The following is an 18008-nucleotide window of genomic DNA, read 5'->3' on the forward strand; positions in this document are numbered from 1 at the left end:
TATATGTTAAATGTGGTGAATATTTCCAAGTCATATGGCAGTATACCTGCGATAAAAAAAATAAGTTTCCACATACATTCTGGTGAAATTTTAGGCTTATTGGGTTCAAACGGTGCTGGTAAAACGACAACTTTATCTATATTATCGGGATTAATGAAACCTGACAGCGGATTTGTAAGTTTATATGAGGTGGAGGATCCCAATGAATATAAGTCACAGATTGGCTGTGTATTCGATGATTTAAGTCCCTATGATTATTTAACAGGTAGAGAATACGTAACCTTCATGGGTGAATTAAGAGGAGTTCCCTCCAATCAAATTGATCTTTTTATATCCGATCTGTCCCAACTACTCTTTCTCGAAAAAAAAATTGATGTCTTAATTAAAACCTATTCAAAAGGTATGCGTCAAAAAATTATATTAATGGGTGCCTTAGTTCATAATCCGGTTCTCTTGATTATGGATGAACCATTTACAGGATTAGACCCAGAAAGCATAAAGGCGATTAAAGATTATTTAAAAGCCTTTACTCATAAAGGAAACTCCATCATCTTCAGTACTCATATACTTGAAGTAGCAGAAAAATTATGTGACAGACTAGTAATAATTGAAAAAGGAAATTGTATTGCCACTGGTAGCTTGGAGGAAATAAGATTGCAAGACAGTCAAATGAATGGAAATACTCATAGTTTAGAAGAAGTTTTTCATATGTTGACACATTCTTATAGTAATTTTAAAGAGTGATTGGTTTGAGAAAACACAGAATAACATTGATTACAACACTAGTAAGCACATTAAGTTCTATAGATACATTCTTCGTCAAATATATTAGGAACCGCCTTTCAGCCAGTTCTCCAATGTATCCGGTGCGCAGCCTGCATCAATGTCTGCCCCGTTTATCGGCATGTTGGTGGACATTCGTACGGTTCAATTTATCCAGGACCAATCGGAGCTGTTCTTTCGCCTCTTCTTGGCGGCTATGATGACTATCAAGAACTCCCCTTTGCATCAAGTTTGTGCGCAGCCTGCACGGATGCTTGTCCAGTGAAGATTCCACTTCATGAGTTATTGATTAAAAATAGGCAGGTGATCGTTGAAAAAGAGGGGAGAGCGCCTAAAGCTGAAATGATGGCGATGAAAATGTTTGGCATGGGTGCATCGACTCCTGGGGTGTATCAATTTGGAACAAAAGCAGCCCCTGTGCTGATGAATCGGATGGCTTCAAACGGACAAATTTCAAGAGGAATAGGCCCTTTAAAGAATTGGACAGATATTCGTGATCTGCCAGCTCCAAATAAAGAAAGATTCAGGGATTGGTTTAAAAAGAGACAAAAGGAGGAGCAGTGATGAAGGGGACCATTTCTCACCGAGAGTCGTTTTTATCTCATATCCAGCATCAATTAGGTAAAAACTCTTGCCCATCTGCATCTATTCAACGGCCTGCATGGAAGCATCAAGTCCAGTGGGAAACAAACGGAAGTTTGTCTAAAGATGAATTAGTCGAGCAATTGAAAAAGCAATGTCAGCAAATTCATACAAGAGTAGTCGAAACAACACCGGAGAAAGCGCCCTCGGTATTACGATTGTTGATGACAGAATATGGTGAGGGTGCTGTGATGACATCGCGTGATCATCGCTTTGAACAATATGGTTTCCGCTCTATGTTTGACCGTTTGCAACAAGAAGGGATTTCCATCGCCTGCTGGAATACAGATGTATCAAGAGAAGAAAACATAAGGCAGGCAGAACAAGCGAAATATGCAGTTGTGTTCAGTGATTATACCCTTGCAGAATCAGGTACAGTTGTCCTTTCATCCCACCAAGGTCAAGGGAGAGCGCTGCATTTTTTGCCGATGATGTATATCGTGTGTATAGAGAAAAGCTCGATTGTTCCGCGAATGATTCAGGCTGTTTCGGATCTTAATCGCTCAGTAGAAGAGGGGAGCAGGCGAAAGGTGCCATCCATTTTATATCAGGTCCAAGTAATTCTGCCGATATTGAAATGAATTTAGTGGTAGGGGTTCATGGTTCAGTTCAGGCCGTTTATCTGTTAATAGATGATGAATGAAGGCTTTCGTAATGAAAGCTTTTTTCATCCAATAAGCTCACGCCAGTTTTAAAAAATCATCTTGCCACTAGGTGAAAGGACATAGTAAGATGACGACATACAAGATGAACTGCTCATCTACCATCTACTGCTGATGTAAAGGAAGCTGCTAATGGAAATGAAGACAACTGCTCAAACGAAATCAATTGCACTGCCGCTTGTGATTTCAATTATTGCTATTTCGTTTTCTGCAATCATTGTGAAATGGTCAAATGCACCTGCTGCTATTTTAAGTATGTATCGAATGATTTTTGCGGCGGCTCTCATGCTGCCGTTTATCTTGCCAAGAAAAAAAGAATTTCTCTCGATAAAGCGCAGAGACTGGTTTTTCTTATGTACCTCAGGCTTCTTTTTAGGACTCCATTTTGTGTTGTGGTTTGGCTCACTGAAGCTGACGACAGTGGCAAGCTCTACCATTATTATCGCCCTTCAGCCGATGGTGTCCTTATTAGGCGGATTCCTCATTTTCCGTGAACGAACAACAATGTCTGCAATATTCACGATGTGTGGGGCGATTGTTGGTGCCCTCATGATAGGCTGGGGAGATATTGGTCATAGCAAGGAAGCCATCTTAGGAGATCTTTTATCCTTTTTGAGTGTGATCGCTGTTGTTTGTTATTTGTTAATAGGCCAACAGGCTGTAAGAAAAATATCTCATTGGATTTATAGTTTTTGTGTATTTGGCTTTGCCGGTCTTTTTTTAATTTTATTCAACCTGCTTCAGCAAACTCCTTTTATAGGCTATCCGGTTAAAGAGTGGGGAATTTTTTTATTGCTCGCCATTATTCCCACGATGTCTCATGTCATTAATAATTGGCTATTAACCTATGTTAATGCGACTACCATTTCAATGAGTATTCTAGGTGAACCTGTTGGGGCAACGATCCTTGCTGTATGGCTGCTTGGAGAGAAAGTCACGCTGCTTCAAATGCTTGGCGGTCTGCTTGTTCTTTTAGGCGTCTTTTTCTTTTTGATGCAGCAGCGTCAAGGTATCGTGATGAAAACAAAAAAATCCGGTTAACTTCCGGATTTTTTACTCTTTTAAATCGTTTTTTTCAATTACTTTGTTTAATCTTGCCTCGATTTTTTTCAATTCCATTCGTTTTCTTCTGATCATGCGAAACGCGATGACAATGATTGTCACAATAAAGGCAATGAATATAAGAGAGAACACTTGAAATAGAAGATCTCCCATGTTGAATGCCACATTCTCTCCATTAGACATACGTAAAACCTCCTTTTCTACCTATATATTACCATAATCAATAAAAGATTGAGATTTATCCATAATTTATCTATAATAGGTAAAATATCACTCATTAAAGGAGAACCAATATGAGAACTTTAGTCCTTTTACGAGGTCTCCCAGGCGTAGGTAAATCAACATGGATCAAAGAACAAGGCTTAGAGCCTTACACTTTATCAGCGGATCAAATCCGGCTGTTAACTCAGCCGCCGCAGCTATCAGTCAATGGGAAACTAGACATTTCAAGCAAGCATGACCACAAAGTTTGGTCTTTATTATTCGATCTACTCACAGCCCGTATGGAGCGCGGAGACTTTACTGTGATTGATGCGACACATATTTCAAGTAAATCGATTTCTCAATACAAGTCTTTAGCGACATCTTATCGTTACAGGGTGTATGTCGTCGATTTCACGCAGGTACCCCTTGAAACAGCTCTTTTGCAAAATCGCTCACGTGAATCTCACAAAGTGGTGCGGGAATCTGTTTTGTATCAAATGAACGAGCGGTTAAAAACAGAAAAGGTCCCGTCATGGGTGACTGTTTTGCAGCCGGAGGAATATCCGCAAGTGATGACTTATCAGCCTCGATCCTTTGATCAATATGAGGCCATTCATGTTTTCGGAGATATTCACGGTTGTTACACCGCACTTACCACCTATTTGCAAGGAGACATCAAAGAAAACGAACTTTATATCTTTGCAGGTGACTTGCTTGATAGAGGAATAGAAAACAAAGAAGTATTAGAATGGATGCTCGCCCATAGAGAATGCCGGAATGTCATCGTCATTGAAGGCAATCATGATCAGCATTTATACCGGTTTGCACATGGTGAAAAAGTCAGAAGCAATATGTTTAATCGTCATACTGTGCCTGAAATCGAAGCAGCAAACTTTGATTTGAAGGAAGTACGAAAGTTTGTCAGAACCTTTCATCAGCTTACTTATTTTACGTACCATGATCAGACATTTCTTGTTACACATGGCGGGCTTGCTCATTTGCCAGAAGAACTTCTTCATGTCTCAACACAGCAGCTCATTCACGGCGTAGGAGAATATTCAGATGATATTGATCACTTATTTGTTCAAAATACGGCTGGGCTGGATATCATCCAAATTCACGGGCATCGCAATTTATACAGACTGCCTATTCACGCAGCGGAAAGGTCTTATAACCTAGAAGGTCAGGTTGAATTTGGGGGGCAGCTGCGGGTGTTGAAAATCACAGCTGACGGGATTGAGACTCATGAAATTGACAATCCAGTCTACAGAGCGTCTGAGAAAAAACAATCGGCTGCTGTTCAGCCAGATATTTCACTGGATGATTTTTTAGCTTATTTAGATCAGCATGAATACGTACAGGAATTAAAACTTCCGCACCATATTTCATCTTTTAATTTTACGAAAAAGGCTTTTAGTGAACGGCAATGGGATGATGTGAATGTGAAAGCAAGAGGTTTGTTTGTCAATATGGTTTCTAAGCAGATTGTGTCTAGAAGCTACAATAAATTTTTTAACATTGATGAGCGTCCGGAGACAAGAATGCAGCATTTAGTGAACCATCTGCAATTCCCTGTCACTGTATATGATAAAGCAAATGGATACTTAGGAACTGTTGGGTATAATGAAATGGAAGATGAATTGGTGTTTACATCCAAATCGTATACATCACATGTGAAACAAAATCAGCATGCTTCCTGGGTCGAAGAGCTATTTGATAAGACCTTCAGTGACGTGCAGGCTGATTACATTAAATCATATGTCCGTGACCACCATGTATCTCTTGTGTTTGAAGTCATTTTGCCAGAAAAAGATCCGCATATTATCACATATGAACAAGATAGGCTCATTTTACTTGATATTGTGAAGCGGCAGTTAAGCTATGAAAAAGCACCATTCGCTGAAGTGAAAAGATTAAGTGAACAGCTTGGAATATCCTGCAAGCAGGAAGTGGCTGTTTTCCATGATTGGACGTCTTTTTATAAATGGTATCAGGCGGTCTCTCATGATAATACAATTAAAGAAGAGGGGTATGTCATTGAGGATGCTCGCGGCTTTATGACCAAACTCAAGCTCCCTTATTATCAATTCTGGAAGCAGATGCGGGGAATGAAGCAGCGCGTTGTAGAGAAGCGTTCCTCGCAAAAATATATGCAGGCTTTGCAGACAGCGGAGCAAGCAAGATTTTATACATGGCTTCTTGAGCAAGAAGCAGATCATGTGAGGAATAGCTCAATTATTGAACTGCGATCACAATTTGAACAAAACGGTACTGCCCAATTGAATAATGATGAAATAAATGCATAGTCTAACAAAGAGTCTTTTCTAAGGAAAAGGCTTTTTTTGATGCAATTGAAAGGTGGGACACTTGCATGCCTGACCATATTGAAGTCATTCTTCGGACGATGTTTGCTTTTGCGATTTTATTTGGAGGAGCACGTCTTTTAGGGAAACAAACCATTGCGCAAATGAATATTTTTGATTTTATAGCAGCCATCAGCTTAGGTTCAATTGCAGCGAATCTGGCGTTTAATACAACGCTCCCGTTTCAGCACACAACGATTTCCTTTGTGTCACTTGTCATGATTATTTATGTGATTTCCCTGCTTGCATTAAGAAGCCGGAAGATAAGAGGGTTGATGGCGGGTAAACCAACACTTGTCATACAAAATGGAAAAATTCTTGAGGGGAATATGAAAGGGATGAGATATACCCTTGATTATTTAAATCAGCAGCTGAGAGAAAAAGACATTTTTGATATTAGCGAAGTTGAATTTGCAATGATTGAAACAGATGGGCATATGTCAGTGAAAAAATACCCTTCGTTTGAAAAAGTCACGCGGAAGGACCTTCATTTATTCATGGAGGCAGAGCGTTATATGCCGATTGAAGTCATCATGGACGGGAAACTCATCCAAAAAAACATACAAGAAAATCAATTAACAGAGCAATGGATAGAAGAAGAGCTGAAAAAAAGGCAGCTGTCCTTAAAGGACATTGTTTATGCTGTCCGTTCAAGTAATGGAAGCTTATATATTGATACATATGACGACCATATTCATTCCCCAATCGATCAGGAATGAATGTGTAGTGCTGATGACACCTGCATGACACACATTTGACAATCTTTATAAGTCCTTTGGATGTCATGCGACTAGGTATCATTTCTCAATTATTATTATTTTCAGAAAATGTAGTGACGGAGTAAAATAAGTATGTTTAAGTATAAATAGATGAAATTAAAATATTAATATAATATACCACAAACGGAATGAACGTTCATTCCTACGTTTTAAAAGGAGGGGATGAAATGCCAGCAGTGACTGATAAACAAGAACAGATCATGAAGGCTTCGCTGGAACTATTTATTGAACGAGGCTTTGATGGCACCACAATGCCGATGATTTCAAAAAGAGCAAACGTCGGAGCGGGCACCATTTACCGTTATTTCGACAGCAAGGAGGCACTCGTCAATATTTTGTACCAGCGCAGCCTTTCGGCATTTATCGAAAAAATGAACACAAACAGTCCAGATCCAAAGTTAAGTATTCGGGCGTACTTTAAGCATGTATTTTATTGCTTAGTTTTGTTTACAAAGGAGAATCCAAGCGGGCTGTATTTCTTAGAGATTGATAAACGGTCCCATTACTTAGACGAGACGAGCAAAGAGAAAATGCAGCATTTGTTACATGAGCTATTCCTTATCTTTGAAGAAGGGAAAAAGGATGGGATTCACCCAAACCTCTCAGGCAGAACCATTTTATCTATTGTATTTGGTGCTTTTGTGCAGCTGCATAAACAAATTCTTGCAGAAGAAATAGAGCCAACGATTGAATTTTTGGAGGAAATTGAGCAATGTTTATGGCGTGCCATCAGCGTTGCATCTTAAAAGAAATAAAGGGAGTGGGCATATGAAGCAAACATCAATCATTCCAAAACCAAAAACATACGGACCTTTTAAAAATATTCCCCATATAAAAAAGGGGGAGCTTGCTCAAACCTTTTGGCGGCTGGCAGATGAATTAGGGCCGATCTTTCAGTTTGAATTTTCAAATGCAACAAGTATTTTTGTTTCCAGCCATGAACTTGTCAAAGAAGTATGTGACGAAAGCCGTTTTGATAAATTTATTGGAACTAGTCTGAGTAAAGTAAGAGCATTTGCAGGGGACGGACTATTTACAAGCTGGACAGAAGAACCGAACTGGAGAAAGGCTCATCAAATTTTGATGCCTGCATTCAGCCAGCAGGCCATGAAGGGCTATCATGAGATGATGCTCGATATTGCCACACAGCTTGTGCAAAAATGGCAAAGAACAGGCCGCGATGAAGAAATTGAAGTAGCTGAGGATATGACAAAGCTGACTTTAGATACGATCGGCCTTTGCGGTTTTGATTTTCGCTTTAACAGCTTTTATAAAGAAAATCAGCATCCGTTCATCGACAGCATGCTGAAAGGTTTAAATGAAGCAATGGAGCAGTCGAGCCGATTGCCAATTGCAGATAAACTGATGATCAAAAGAAGAAAAGAATTTGACCAGCATGTCGATTTTATGAAGAAATTAGTAGATGACATTATTCAGGAACGAAGAAAACAAGATAAAACGGGCGATGATTTACTGTCTCTTATGCTGCATGCAGAGGACCCTGAAACAGGTGAACGTTTATCCGATGAAAATATCCGTTATCAAATCATCACCTTCTTAATTGCAGGGCACGAAACAACAAGCGGACTGCTATCATTTGCAATTTATTTCTTACTAAAGAATCCAGAGAAATTAAAGAAAGCCGTCCAGGAAGCAGATGAGGTGCTGCAGGGCGGGCTTCCGGCATTTAAACAGGTGCAAAAGCTAAGCTACACTCGTATGGTGTTAAATGAAGCTCTCCGCCTTTGGCCAACAGCGCCTACGTTCTCTCTTTATGCGAAAGAGGACACAGTAATCGGGGGGAAATATCCGATTCAAAAGAATCAAAGTGTCTCTGTTCTTCTCCCTAAATTACACCGTGATCCAGCGGTATGGGGCGAGGATGCTGAAGAATTTAAACCAGAGCGGTTTACACATCCTGAGAAAATCCCGCAGCATGCCTACAAACCTTTTGGGAATGGACAGCGAGCATGTATCGGTATGCAGTTCGCCCTGCATGAAGCTACGATGGTTCTCGCGATGGTCCTGCACAATTTAGAGTTAATTGATCACACATCTTATGAGCTTGATTTAAAAGAATCTCTCACAATTAAACCTAACGATTTTAAAATCAAAGTGCGGCCAAGGAAGCAGCAATTCTTTATGGCACCACCGAAGGAAGAACCGAAGAAAAGCACTAAATCTAGTGAATCAAAAGTGGCGAGTCACGGTACACCACTGTTAGTTTTATATGGCTCAAACCTTGGCACAGCAAAGCAAATAGCGAACGAATTGGCTGAAGACGGGAAAGCAAAAGGGTTTGATGTGACCACTGCGCCGCTTGATGACTTTACACGCCAATTGCCAGATACAGGTGCTGTCCTCATCGTGACCGCTTCATACAACGGACATCCACCTGACAATGCGAAGCAATTCGTGGATTGGCTGGCGCAGGATGAGGAGCAGGATTTATCAAACGTGACATTTGCTGTCTTTGGATGCGGAGATCGAAATTGGGCGAGTACGTACCAGCGGATCCCCCGTCTAATTGATGAAGCTCTAGAAAGAAAAGGAGCCAAACGTGTAGCTGATTTAGGAGAAGGGGATGCAGGCGGTGATATGGATGAGGATAAAGAAATCTTCCAGAAAACAGTCTTCGAACAGCTTGCAAAAGAATTTAAGCTCACCTTCCAAGAAAAGGGGAAGGAAAAACCAAACCTATCAGTTTCTTATACGAATGAGCTAGTGGAGCGTCCTGTAGCTAAAATATATGATGCCTTTTCAGCTGTTGTATTGAAAAATGAAGAATTACAATCAGAAACAAGCACGCGGCAGACAAGACATATTGAACTGAAATTGCCTGCTGGCAAAGCATACAAAGAAGGGGATCATATCGGGATTGTGCCCAAAAATAGTGATGCACTCGTTGAGCGTGTGACCCGCCGCTTTAAACTAGATCCAGATCAGCGCATTAAGCTTTCATCTGATAAAGAGGCAAGTCATTTACCATTAGATCAGCCGATTCCAATCAAAGAATTACTTGCCTCGCATGTTGAGCTTCAAGAGCCTGCGACACGTACACAGCTAAGAGAGCTTGCAGCACATACGGTATGTCCGCCTCACCGCGTGGAACTTGAACAAATGGCTAGTGAAGCATATCAAGAAGCCATCTTAAAGAAACGAGTAACCATGCTGGATTTATTAGATCAATATGAAGCGTGTGAGCTGCCATTTGTACACTTTTTGGCGCTTTTACCAGGTTTGAAGCCGCGTTATTATTCGATCTCTAGCTCGCCAAAGGTAGATGAAGAAAAAGTCAGTATCACAGTGGCAGTTGTCAAAGGTAAAGCATGGAGCGGCAGCGGAGAATATGCCGGAGTCGCATCAACCTATTTATGTGGTCTGAAAGAAGGGGAAGAAGTAGCCTGCTTCCTGCATGAAGCACAAGACGGATTCCAGCTGCCCCCTTCATCAGACATACCGATGATTATGATTGGACCAGGTACAGGAATCGCTCCATTTAGAGGATTTGTTCAGGCAAGAGAAGTGTGGCAGAAGGAAGGGAAGCAGCTAGGCGAAGCCCACCTATATTTTGGCTGCCGTCACCCTCAGGAAGATGATCTGTATTTTGATGAAATGAAGCTTGCAGCGCAAAACGGCGTTGTCCATATCCATCGTGCTTATTCTCGTTACGATGAGCAAAAAGTATATGTCCAGCATTTGTTGAAAGAAGACGGCGGCATGCTGATCGAATTGCTTGATCAAGGTGCTTACCTGTACGTGTGCGGAGACGGAAAAGTCATGGCTCCAGATGTAGAGGCTACACTGATCGATCTCTATCAAAACGAGAAACAATGCTCGAAGGAAACAGCTGAAAATTGGCTGACAGCCCTCGCAAACGACAATAAATATGTAAAAGATGTGTGGAGCTGACAAAGAGGAAAGACCGCCTATTTATTAGGCGGTTTTTTCTGTTCTCATAGAAAGAGATCGATAGAATGAAGGTTGGGAAGATACAAAACACCTAATTTGGAAATGAAATATTTTGTAAAAAATAAGAATATTCTCTCATTTACTCCAATATGAAACAATCGTATGATTTTTGATATAGGACATAAAGGAGGAATATAATGAAAAAGGTGAAAATGTTACTCCCTTCTCTTCTCGTTTTTGGTGCTTTAAGTGTGCCTAGTTTTGCCCATGCCGCATCGGATTCAGTACTAACGTCTGATTATGACATGGTGACTTCTGATGGTAAAGTGATTTCTTCAAGTGATTTCCACAATGATACGAAAGCCCCCTCATCCTTTGACAAAGTGGATGATCTTTCTTCTACTGTTGGCGAAAAAGTAAAACCACTATCAAAATATTTAAAAGATTTTCAAACGAAAGTCGTCATTGGAGACGATGGTAGAACCAAAGTAGCAAATACAAGAGTGGCACCATACAATTCGATTGCTTATATTACATTTGGCGGCTCAAGCTGTACGGGAACACTCATTGCTCCTAACAAAATTTTGACAAACGGGCACTGCGTATACAATACAGCATCGAGAAGCTATAGTGAAAAAGGAACTGTATATCCTGGTATGAATGATAGTACTGCGGTGAACGGTTCAGCAAAAATGACTGAGTTCTATGTGCCAAGCGGGTATATTAATACTGGTGCAAGCCAATATGACTTTGCCGTGATTAAAACCGATACGAACATTGGCAATACGGTCGGCTACCGATCCATCCGCCAGGTGACAAACTTGACTGGGACAACCATTAAAATCTCAGGATATCCTGGTGATAAAATGAGATCGACTGGCAAGGTGTCACAGTGGGAGATGTCGGGTCCTGTGACGAGAGAAGATACGAATCTAGCGTACTATACGATTGATACATTCAGCGGAAATTCAGGTTCTGCCATGCTGGATCAGAACCAGCAAATCGTTGGAGTTCATAACGCTGGGTATTCAAACGGAACGATAAATGGCGGGCCGAAAGCGACAGCTGCCTTTGTTGAGTTTATAAACTATGCGAAAGCGCAATAAAAATAGAGCTTGTTTCCTTCATAGGGGACAAGCTTTTTTGTATGAATCGATTTGATAGGATTCATATTTCTAACCTGAGAGAATTGAGATTGAGAGCCTCCTCATTTTTTTCTCATGGCATCTGCGCACCACTCATACATTAAAATGACACATTTCCTTTAAGTCAAGATGATGCTGAAGATGGATGAGGAGGTCACGCGCTTTTGAAGATGAAAAGAGGCTGGATCGCTGCTGTCGCCTTATGTTTTGTGATATGGATGGGCACGTTGTTAGGTGGATTTGGAGAGAAGCAGGCAGCAAAAGGGGCTGATCGATATGATCATGTCGTTCAATTTCCAAAGGAAAGGTACCCTGAAACAGGCAGTCATATTCAAGAAGCCATCCGAAAAGGGCATTCAGATGTGTGTACCATTGACCGAAATGGAGCAGATGCCCGCAGGCAAGAATCATTAAAAGGAATTCCGACAAAACCTGGCTTTGACCGGGATGAATGGCCAATGGCGGTTTGTCTTGAGGGAGGAAAAGGCGCAAGCGTACAATATGTCAGTCCATCCGATAATAGGGGAGCAGGCTCATGGGTCGGGCACCAAATCAGCGGGTTTCCTGATGGGAAAAGAATATTATTCATTGTGAAATAAATCGGAAAGAGTCTCCCTAGAGTGGGGGCTCTTTTGTTTATCATCAGAGCCTATTCGAGCTAGCAGGGACAAAAGATTCAGTGGTACAATCAATTTATAAGGTACAAAGACTGACAAGAAGAAAATGTGAAGGGACATTTGCTTATGGATAAGAACCGTGCATTATACGATTTTTTTATGCAGCATGCAGAGAAGCTGACTGAAACATGGTATGAATCAATTGAGGACGATGATCCAGAATCCATATATCGTTCAACAGATTCCAGCATCATAGCAGAGCTAAAACGGCAGAATCAAGATTATTACCAGCATTTTATACGAGCTATTATTGAAGATAAGACGTATTTACATACTGAATTTAAAAAATGGTCTGAGGATTTAGCCAGTGACCCAAAGCATTTAAATACACCATTAGATTATGTCGTGAGAGAATACATGTCCAATCAAAGAGTGGTTCTGCATTACTTAAAAGAATTTATCAAACAGCGTCAAGATGACATTGATATTGACCGCATCTTTTATTGGTATGATTTAATTTCCGAAGCGTTTAATATTTCAATCCATGTGTTTATCCAGCAATATGTGAAAAATACAACCGAAAAACTCGTGGCTCAAAGAGATATGATTTACGAATTGAGCTCACCGGTGATTGTCTTAAAAAGCCAGATTGCGTTATTGCCTTTAGTAGGTGACATTGACACAGCGAGAGCAAAGATTATTTTAGAAAATACGCTAAATCAGTGCTCGCAAAAAGGTGTTCAGCATTTATGTATTGACTTATCGGGTGTGGTCATTATTGATACAATGGTGGCTCATCAAATCTTTGATCTTGTCACGTCACTTCGGTTAATTGGAGTAGAGACGACCATTTCAGGGATTAGACCAGAAATTGCCCAAACAGCAGTGCAGCTTGGGCTTCCTTTTAATGAATTTCGCACAGCATCATCACTTGCTCACGCGCTGGACCGAATGACTGAATTTTCTTCAATATAAAAACCAGGCCGATGAAGGGACTGACCCCATAAAGTGAGACAAATAAAAACACCTTTAAATTGAAAAATCGGGTATAGCATATCTGAAAACAATTTGGAGGTGTTTTTTGTATGGGAAAAAGAGTTAGTTATCCGATTAGTGTAAAAGAAGAGGCCGTTCAAATGAGGTTAGCTGGAATCCCGACAAAAGAAATCATGGACAAGTTAGGAATTAAGAATAGAACACAAGTGAAAACGTGGATGAAATGGTATCGCGAGGGTGAAATCCATCGATTTCATCAACCAGTTGGAAAGCAGTATACCTACGGGAAAGGACCAGAATATCAAAATGAGAACGAGAAGTTGAAAACAGAAAATCTTTATTTAAAGCAACAAATTGACCTATTAAAAAAGTATATAGAATGGGAAAGGAAGTGAAAAAAGAAGCATTCGTGTCGATTTATGATGCGGTAAAAGACACAGTAAGTGTAAGTGCATTCTGTCAGATGTTTGAGCTCGCAAGATCAACATTTTATCGTTGGAAAAAACAAGATCTCCTGCCAAAACAGCAAGTGTTAATTGACCTCATATCGTCGCTTTGTGAGTCACACCAATATACGTACGGTTATCGTAAAATAACGGCCCTACTGCGAAAAGAAAGGAGAATAAATCATAAGACAGTACAACGCATTATGCAAACCTACGGTTTACAGTGTCGTGTGAAAATAAAAAAGCGTAAACAGACTGGTCAACCTTACTATATTGCAGAAAATCACTTAAAACAGGATTTTACTGCGACAAAGCCACTTGAAAAACTGGTGACAGATATAACGTATTTGCCATTTGGTCAAAAACCACTTTATCTATCCAGCATAAAGGATTTGTATACTAGTGAGATTGTGGCTTATACGATTGGTGATAAACAGGATGTTTCTCTTGTTTTAGATACATTGAAGCAGTTACAGACATTACCTAAAGGCTGCGTACTTCATAGTGATCAAGGTTCGGTCTACACTTCTTATGCTTATCAAAAGGAGATAAAGGAAAAAAGCATTACCATGAGCATGTCCCGGAAGGGAATGCCCGCTGATAATGCCCCCATAGAATCCTTCCACTCCAGTTTAAAAACAGAAGGATTCTATCTCCACCACCTGACAAACACTACAACAGCCATTGTAGAAAAAACGGTCAGGGAGTATATTGATTATTATAACAATATCCGAATTCAATTGAAATTAAACAGCCAGTCACCAAAAGAGTTTCGGCAACTGGCTGTTTTATAAAGGTGTTTTGATCCCTGTCTCAAAAACGGGGGTCAGTCCCGAAAGGCCTGGTTTTTTATTTAGATGACAGCGTCAATTTGTGTGACTTTCCAATTTTTTTGTACTTTTTCGTACGTAACAGTTCGTTTTACTTTGCGTCCATCAAGTGTTGGGACAGTAAATTCATATGTGCGGACCGTTTGTTTTTTAGAAACAAGTTTAGGTGTGGCTTTTTCCCAATTGAGCATGTTGTCTCCATCACCGACTGGAACAGCCATTTTGCCTTTATGAACAATGAACTGATAATCTTTTAAACCATGTTTGATGGCATCTGGAGTGAAAACTTGAGATAGGTAGCTGTTTAATTTTTTCTTTGTATCAAATGTTTTAGAAAGATAGTTGTACGTCATATCTTTATAGGTAAATGATTTTAATTTGACATTAGAATGGTCTTTAATTTTGTAGCCTGACATTGCACTCCAAAAATGTTCTCTTGCATCAAGGGCAATATGTAACGCTTCTTTATTTGTCAAAGCGGCTGATTTCTTGGAAGCGGCCAATGTTGTTGTTTGTAATGAGATCATAAGCATAATAGCAGTTAATAAAACAAATAATTTTTTCAAGGCGATTGCCTCCTTTTCTCAATGAAAACTTCTTATGTTACAAATGTTACAATAATTACATCGATATTACAAGTATTAAATCTAAATGTTTTTTTATTTCTTTTGTTTCTAATTATATAACGTTTGAGGGAGACAAAAAGTTTTCATTTTTTTTATTTTTCTTCTTAATCATTATTTAACCGTTCTAAAGAAGAACGAAACGTCTTTTGGAAAAATTTCTATTTAGACGTTTAACACTCTTTTTTATTTAAGACATATACTGTCGTGATGAATGTCTAAAGAAAGTGGTGTTTAATATGTATCATCCGTATGAAGGTATGGGGAATGGTTACTCATATGATAGGCAGATGCAGGGATTGCCATCGATTTCTATTCCTCAAATTGGAGGTTTTCCTGGGTTTCCGATTGGAGGAGGTACTTGGCCAGGTCAAGGGTCAGGCGGACAATCGGCACCGCCAGCACCGCCGCAGCATATGATTTCGCAGTATCAGCAAGCACTCTCTCAGCCTCAAAGTATGCAGTCGTTTATATCTGGGCAAGGTGTAGGCGGAGGCCATCAAACTGTACAATTTGCAGCGGGATGTAATAGAAGATGGACAATTGTGCTTTTGAGAAACGGCCAAGTATTTTTAATGTTCGTTCTTTCCTCACAGCCTTTTGGCCGAACAACTGGCTTTATATGGCCGAACTTTACATTTGGTTCCTTCCCAAGCTCAAGTATTCTTGCCTATTCTTGTGCATAAGAAAAAGCCGGTTCTCATCAGCAGCTGATGAATACCGGCTTTTTTTAATGAATATTTCGAAAAACGCCAATCACTTTACCTAGTATACTCACATTCTGTAAAATAATCGGTTCCATTGATGGATTTTCTGGCTGTAATCTAAAGTGTGTATCTTCTTTATAAAAACGTTTCACTGTCGCTTCATCTTCCTCTGTCATGGCGACCACAATATCTCCATTGTTAGCAGTGCTTTGCTGACGCACAATGACATAGTCCTTGTCCAAAATACCTGCATCAATCATACTTTCTCCCATAATTTCAAGCATAAACACTTGTTCGTCTGGTGCAGCAAATGTCTCTGGAAGAGGGAAGTATTCTTCTACATTCTCAACAGCTGTGATAGGAAGGCCTGCCGTTACTTTTCCGATGACTGGAACGTTCATTACAGCACTCTTTGGAATATTCATTTCCTCTTCATCTAGTACTTCGATCGCTCTAGGTTTTGTCGGGTCTCTTCTAATTAAGCCCTTTGTTTCTAGTCTAGCTAAATGTCCATGGACCGTTGAACTGGATGCTAGACCGACAGCTTCTCCAATTTCACGGACGGATGGGGGATAACCCTTGCTTTTTACTTCATCTTTGATGAATTTCAGGATATCGAGTTGTCTTTTTGATAGCTTCGTCATCTTTTGCACCTCAAAACGTCAATTTTAAAGAAATTATAGCATGTTTTTCCTAACAGTACAAACATAGGTTCGAAAAAACGTTTGACAGAAACGTTTGTTCGTATTTATAATGAGAGACAGAAAGAGCGAACACATATTCTATTAGGAGAGATGACATTATGAGGTTAAAAGAATCTATTATTTTTATTGGGGTATTCTCATTCATCGTTGGCATATTTCTCTCACTTATTGCAGTCACAAGCCATAATGATTCAAATCAATATGTTAAAATAGAGGTTCAATCAGGAGATACTCTGTGGGGGTTAGCTGATCAAGTAAATGACAGCAAATCAATCGACAAAAATGCATTTATTGACTGGGTAACAGAACACAATGATCTTGCTTCAACAGAAATCAAGCCTGGAGACATTCTTGTCATACCCGTGAAAAAAGAGCATCCAGTCGTATATCAGCTTGCAACAGTACAGTAGAAAGGTCGATTGAAGACATGAACGCAATCATTTATGCGAGAGTAAGCACTGTGAAAGAAGAGCAGGAAACCTCGCTGAAAAGACAAGAAGAAGAACTGCTGGCTTTAGCTGCCATGCACAAGATGAATGTGGTCAAAGTCATCAAAGAAAAAGCAAGTGGATATGAGCTAGATCGTGATGGCGTGTTTGAAATGCTTGCTGCACTGAAGGAAGAGTCGATCGATGCCGTTCTTATCCAAGATGAAACACGTCTTGGAAGAGGACAAGCAAAAATTGCGCTTCTTCATTGTCTATTTAAAGAGAACGTAAAGGTATACAGCGTGTTTCATAGAGGAGAGCTTGAGCTTTCAGAAGCAGATGAAATGGTCATCGAGATTGTAGGAGTCGTCGAAGAGTACCAACGGAAAATTCATAACCTGAAAATCAAGCGGGGGATGAAAAGGGCTGTTGAGCGCGGATATCAGCCTGAACTGAATTTAAGGCAGCAGAACCATGCACCTGGCCGTGAGCGTATTGAAGTGCCGATTTCAGAAATTGTTCGATTAAGAAAAAATAACATGACGTTCGCCGAAATTGCCGCAACTCTTCAGGCATTAGGTTTTGACATTTCAAAAGCAACGGTGCATAGAAGGTATCAAGAATATGAAAAAGGCTTTACCACCTAAAGCGTAATTTGTTGTCAAAATGATTGATATTTAGTAGTATGTAGAGAAAATGCTTTAAAGGAGTTTGTCATGATTTCTAAAGAACAGCTTGCAAGAATAAATGAGCTTTCAAAAAAATCGAAAGAGACCGGTTTATCAGACGCTGAAAAAACAGAACAAAAGCAGTTGAGAGAAGAGTATTTGAAAGCTTTTCGTTCTTCTATGAAAAATACACTTAAAACTGTTAAAATCGTTGACCCTGAAGGAAACGATGTTACACCAGAAAAATTAAAAAGAGAAAAAGATCAGAACCTTCATTAAGGCTGTGATTTCTTGAATTTTGAAAAGATGGGAAGAATATTCTCGTCTTTTTTCATATTTGCATAACTTTTTAGGTGATCGATAAACTAAATGTGACAAAATCCTTCTTTTTCAGCGTGAAATAGTTGTGAAAAAAGGACAGTAGATTTATGATAATG

Annotated in this window: 17 protein-coding genes and 2 pseudogenes; 16 read left to right on the forward strand and 3 right to left on the reverse strand. The window is 39.9% G+C overall.

All coding sequences use genetic code 11. The features are described 5' to 3' along the window. The first annotated feature begins 3 nt into the window (after positions 1-3). From MHI23_RS08725 to MHI23_RS08740, 4 genes and pseudogenes are all read left to right on the forward strand, one after another. Positions 4-744: an ABC transporter ATP-binding protein gene (locus MHI23_RS08725; protein WP_342492442.1), complete on the forward strand. Its 741-nt coding sequence runs from the start codon at positions 4-6 to the stop codon at positions 742-744. Positions 745-819: 75 nt separating this feature from the next. After that, positions 820-1347, forward strand: a pseudogene (locus MHI23_RS08730) (lactate utilisation protein LutB domain-containing protein); the annotation flags it as partial. Beyond that, positions 1347-2068 (forward strand): annotated as a pseudogene (locus MHI23_RS08735) (lactate utilization protein C). The pseudogenes MHI23_RS08730 and MHI23_RS08735, both read left to right, overlap by 1 nt. 151 nt (positions 2069-2219) lie before the next feature. Then, complete coding sequence (locus MHI23_RS08740; protein ID WP_342492443.1) at positions 2220-3128, forward strand: DMT family transporter; 909 nt, start codon at positions 2220-2222, stop codon at positions 3126-3128. Positions 3129-3140: 12 nt separating this feature from the next. Here MHI23_RS08740 and MHI23_RS08745 read toward each other — a convergent pair whose 3' ends face one another. Then, positions 3141-3332, reverse strand: a complete 192-nt coding sequence (locus MHI23_RS08745; protein WP_044335590.1) for a TIGR00366 family protein — start codon at positions 3330-3332, stop codon at positions 3141-3143. 110 nt (positions 3333-3442) lie between these two features. Between MHI23_RS08745 and MHI23_RS08750 the strand changes: the two genes are divergently transcribed. From MHI23_RS08750 to MHI23_RS08785, 8 genes are all read left to right on the forward strand, one after another. Further along, positions 3443-5659 carry an RNA ligase gene (locus MHI23_RS08750; protein ID WP_197202481.1) on the forward strand — a complete coding sequence of 739 codons (2217 nt, stop codon included), beginning with the start codon at positions 3443-3445 and terminating at the stop codon, positions 5657-5659. A gap of 65 nt (positions 5660-5724) precedes the next feature. Then, positions 5725-6435 (forward strand): DUF421 domain-containing protein, encoded by a 711-nt coding sequence (locus tag MHI23_RS08755; protein WP_149126621.1) that lies wholly within the window; start codon positions 5725-5727, stop codon positions 6433-6435. 227 nt (positions 6436-6662) lie between these two features. Beyond that, positions 6663-7241, forward strand: a complete 579-nt coding sequence (locus tag MHI23_RS08760; protein WP_041109214.1) for a TetR/AcrR family transcriptional regulator — start codon at positions 6663-6665, stop codon at positions 7239-7241. A 22-nt stretch (positions 7242-7263) separates the two neighbouring features. Next, positions 7264-10407, forward strand: a complete 3144-nt coding sequence (locus MHI23_RS08765) for a cytochrome P450 (RefSeq protein WP_342492444.1) — start codon at positions 7264-7266, stop codon at positions 10405-10407. A 197-nt stretch (positions 10408-10604) separates the two neighbouring features. After that, entirely contained in the window at positions 10605-11513 is a 909-nt protein-coding gene (locus tag MHI23_RS08770) for a trypsin-like serine protease (RefSeq protein WP_024425124.1), read from the forward strand. Positions 11514-11770: 257 nt separating this feature from the next. After that, a complete protein-coding gene (locus MHI23_RS08775) occupies positions 11771-12151 on the forward strand; it encodes a NucA/NucB deoxyribonuclease domain-containing protein (RefSeq protein ID WP_044335941.1) in 381 nt (126 codons plus the stop codon). A 144-nt stretch (positions 12152-12295) separates the two neighbouring features. Beyond that, positions 12296-13144, forward strand: coding sequence for an STAS domain-containing protein (locus MHI23_RS08780; protein ID WP_041109222.1), 849 nt, complete (start codon positions 12296-12298; stop codon positions 13142-13144). Positions 13145-13254: 110 nt separating this feature from the next. After that, a protein-coding gene (locus tag MHI23_RS08785; RefSeq protein WP_125587610.1) for an IS3 family transposase occupies positions 13255-14405 on the forward strand; the annotation gives its coding sequence in 2 pieces (ribosomal slippage) (positions 13255-13525 and positions 13525-14405; 1152 coding nt in all). 59 nt (positions 14406-14464) lie between these two features. On the opposite strand, the gene MHI23_RS08790 is transcribed toward MHI23_RS08785, so the two are convergent. Further along, positions 14465-15007, reverse strand: a complete 543-nt coding sequence (locus MHI23_RS08790) for an IseA DL-endopeptidase inhibitor family protein (protein ID WP_024425127.1) — start codon at positions 15005-15007, stop codon at positions 14465-14467. 296 nt (positions 15008-15303) lie between these two features. On the opposite strand from MHI23_RS08790, the gene MHI23_RS08795 reads away from it, so the two are divergent. Beyond that, a complete protein-coding gene (locus MHI23_RS08795; RefSeq protein WP_342492445.1) occupies positions 15304-15750 on the forward strand; it encodes a hypothetical protein in 447 nt (148 codons plus the stop codon). A gap of 44 nt (positions 15751-15794) precedes the next feature. Here MHI23_RS08795 and lexA read toward each other — a convergent pair whose 3' ends face one another. Further along, the gene (gene lexA, locus MHI23_RS08800) at positions 15795-16415 is read right to left on the reverse strand and encodes a transcriptional repressor LexA (RefSeq protein ID WP_024425129.1); all 621 of its coding nucleotides are present in this window, start codon (positions 16413-16415) and stop codon (positions 15795-15797) included. Positions 16416-16573: 158 nt separating this feature from the next. On the opposite strand from lexA, the gene yneA reads away from it, so the two are divergent. The 3 genes from yneA to MHI23_RS08815 all read left to right on the forward strand — a co-directional run bounded on the left by yneA (position 16574) and on the right by MHI23_RS08815 (position 17850). After that, positions 16574-16885 (forward strand): cell division suppressor protein YneA, encoded by a 312-nt coding sequence (gene yneA / locus MHI23_RS08805; protein WP_041117521.1) that lies wholly within the window; start codon positions 16574-16576, stop codon positions 16883-16885. 17 nt (positions 16886-16902) lie between these two features. After that, positions 16903-17550 (forward strand): recombinase family protein, encoded by a 648-nt coding sequence (locus MHI23_RS08810; RefSeq protein WP_025093247.1) that lies wholly within the window; start codon positions 16903-16905, stop codon positions 17548-17550. Between the two features lie 69 nt (positions 17551-17619). Beyond that, a complete protein-coding gene (locus tag MHI23_RS08815) occupies positions 17620-17850 on the forward strand; it encodes a DUF896 domain-containing protein (protein ID WP_024425132.1) in 231 nt (76 codons plus the stop codon). The last annotated feature ends 158 nt before the right edge of the window (positions 17851-18008 follow it).

The sequence above is a fragment of the Bacillus sp. FSL M7-0003 genome, from assembly GCF_038628485.1.
Lineage (GTDB): Bacteria > Bacillota > Bacilli > Bacillales > Bacillaceae > Bacillus > Bacillus safensis.

Bases quoted from the DNA above. Each gene is read 5' to 3' on its own strand.
- MHI23_RS08725 (WP_342492442.1), top strand. From the start codon at position 4: ATGTTAAATGTGGTGAATATTTCCAAGTCATATGGCAGTATACCTGCG.
- MHI23_RS08740 (WP_342492443.1), top strand. From the start codon at position 2,220: ATGGAAATGAAGACAACTGCTCAAACGAAATCAATTGCACTGCCGCTT.
- MHI23_RS08745 (WP_044335590.1), bottom strand. From the start codon at position 3,332: ATGTCTAATGGAGAGAATGTGGCATTCAACATGGGAGATCTTCTATTT.
- MHI23_RS08750 (WP_197202481.1), top strand. From the start codon at position 3,443: ATGAGAACTTTAGTCCTTTTACGAGGTCTCCCAGGCGTAGGTAAATCA.
- MHI23_RS08755 (WP_149126621.1), top strand. From the start codon at position 5,725: ATGCCTGACCATATTGAAGTCATTCTTCGGACGATGTTTGCTTTTGCG.
- MHI23_RS08760 (WP_041109214.1), top strand. From the start codon at position 6,663: ATGCCAGCAGTGACTGATAAACAAGAACAGATCATGAAGGCTTCGCTG.
- MHI23_RS08765 (WP_342492444.1), top strand. From the start codon at position 7,264: ATGAAGCAAACATCAATCATTCCAAAACCAAAAACATACGGACCTTTT.
- MHI23_RS08770 (WP_024425124.1), top strand. From the start codon at position 10,605: ATGAAAAAGGTGAAAATGTTACTCCCTTCTCTTCTCGTTTTTGGTGCT.
- MHI23_RS08775 (WP_044335941.1), top strand. From the start codon at position 11,771: ATGGGCACGTTGTTAGGTGGATTTGGAGAGAAGCAGGCAGCAAAAGGG.
- MHI23_RS08780 (WP_041109222.1), top strand. From the start codon at position 12,296: ATGGATAAGAACCGTGCATTATACGATTTTTTTATGCAGCATGCAGAG.
- MHI23_RS08795 (WP_342492445.1), top strand. From the start codon at position 15,304: ATGTATCATCCGTATGAAGGTATGGGGAATGGTTACTCATATGATAGG.
- lexA (WP_024425129.1), bottom strand. From the start codon at position 16,415: ATGACGAAGCTATCAAAAAGACAACTCGATATCCTGAAATTCATCAAA.
- yneA (WP_041117521.1), top strand. From the start codon at position 16,574: ATGAGGTTAAAAGAATCTATTATTTTTATTGGGGTATTCTCATTCATC.
- MHI23_RS08810 (WP_025093247.1), top strand. From the start codon at position 16,903: ATGAACGCAATCATTTATGCGAGAGTAAGCACTGTGAAAGAAGAGCAG.
- MHI23_RS08815 (WP_024425132.1), top strand. From the start codon at position 17,620: ATGATTTCTAAAGAACAGCTTGCAAGAATAAATGAGCTTTCAAAAAAA.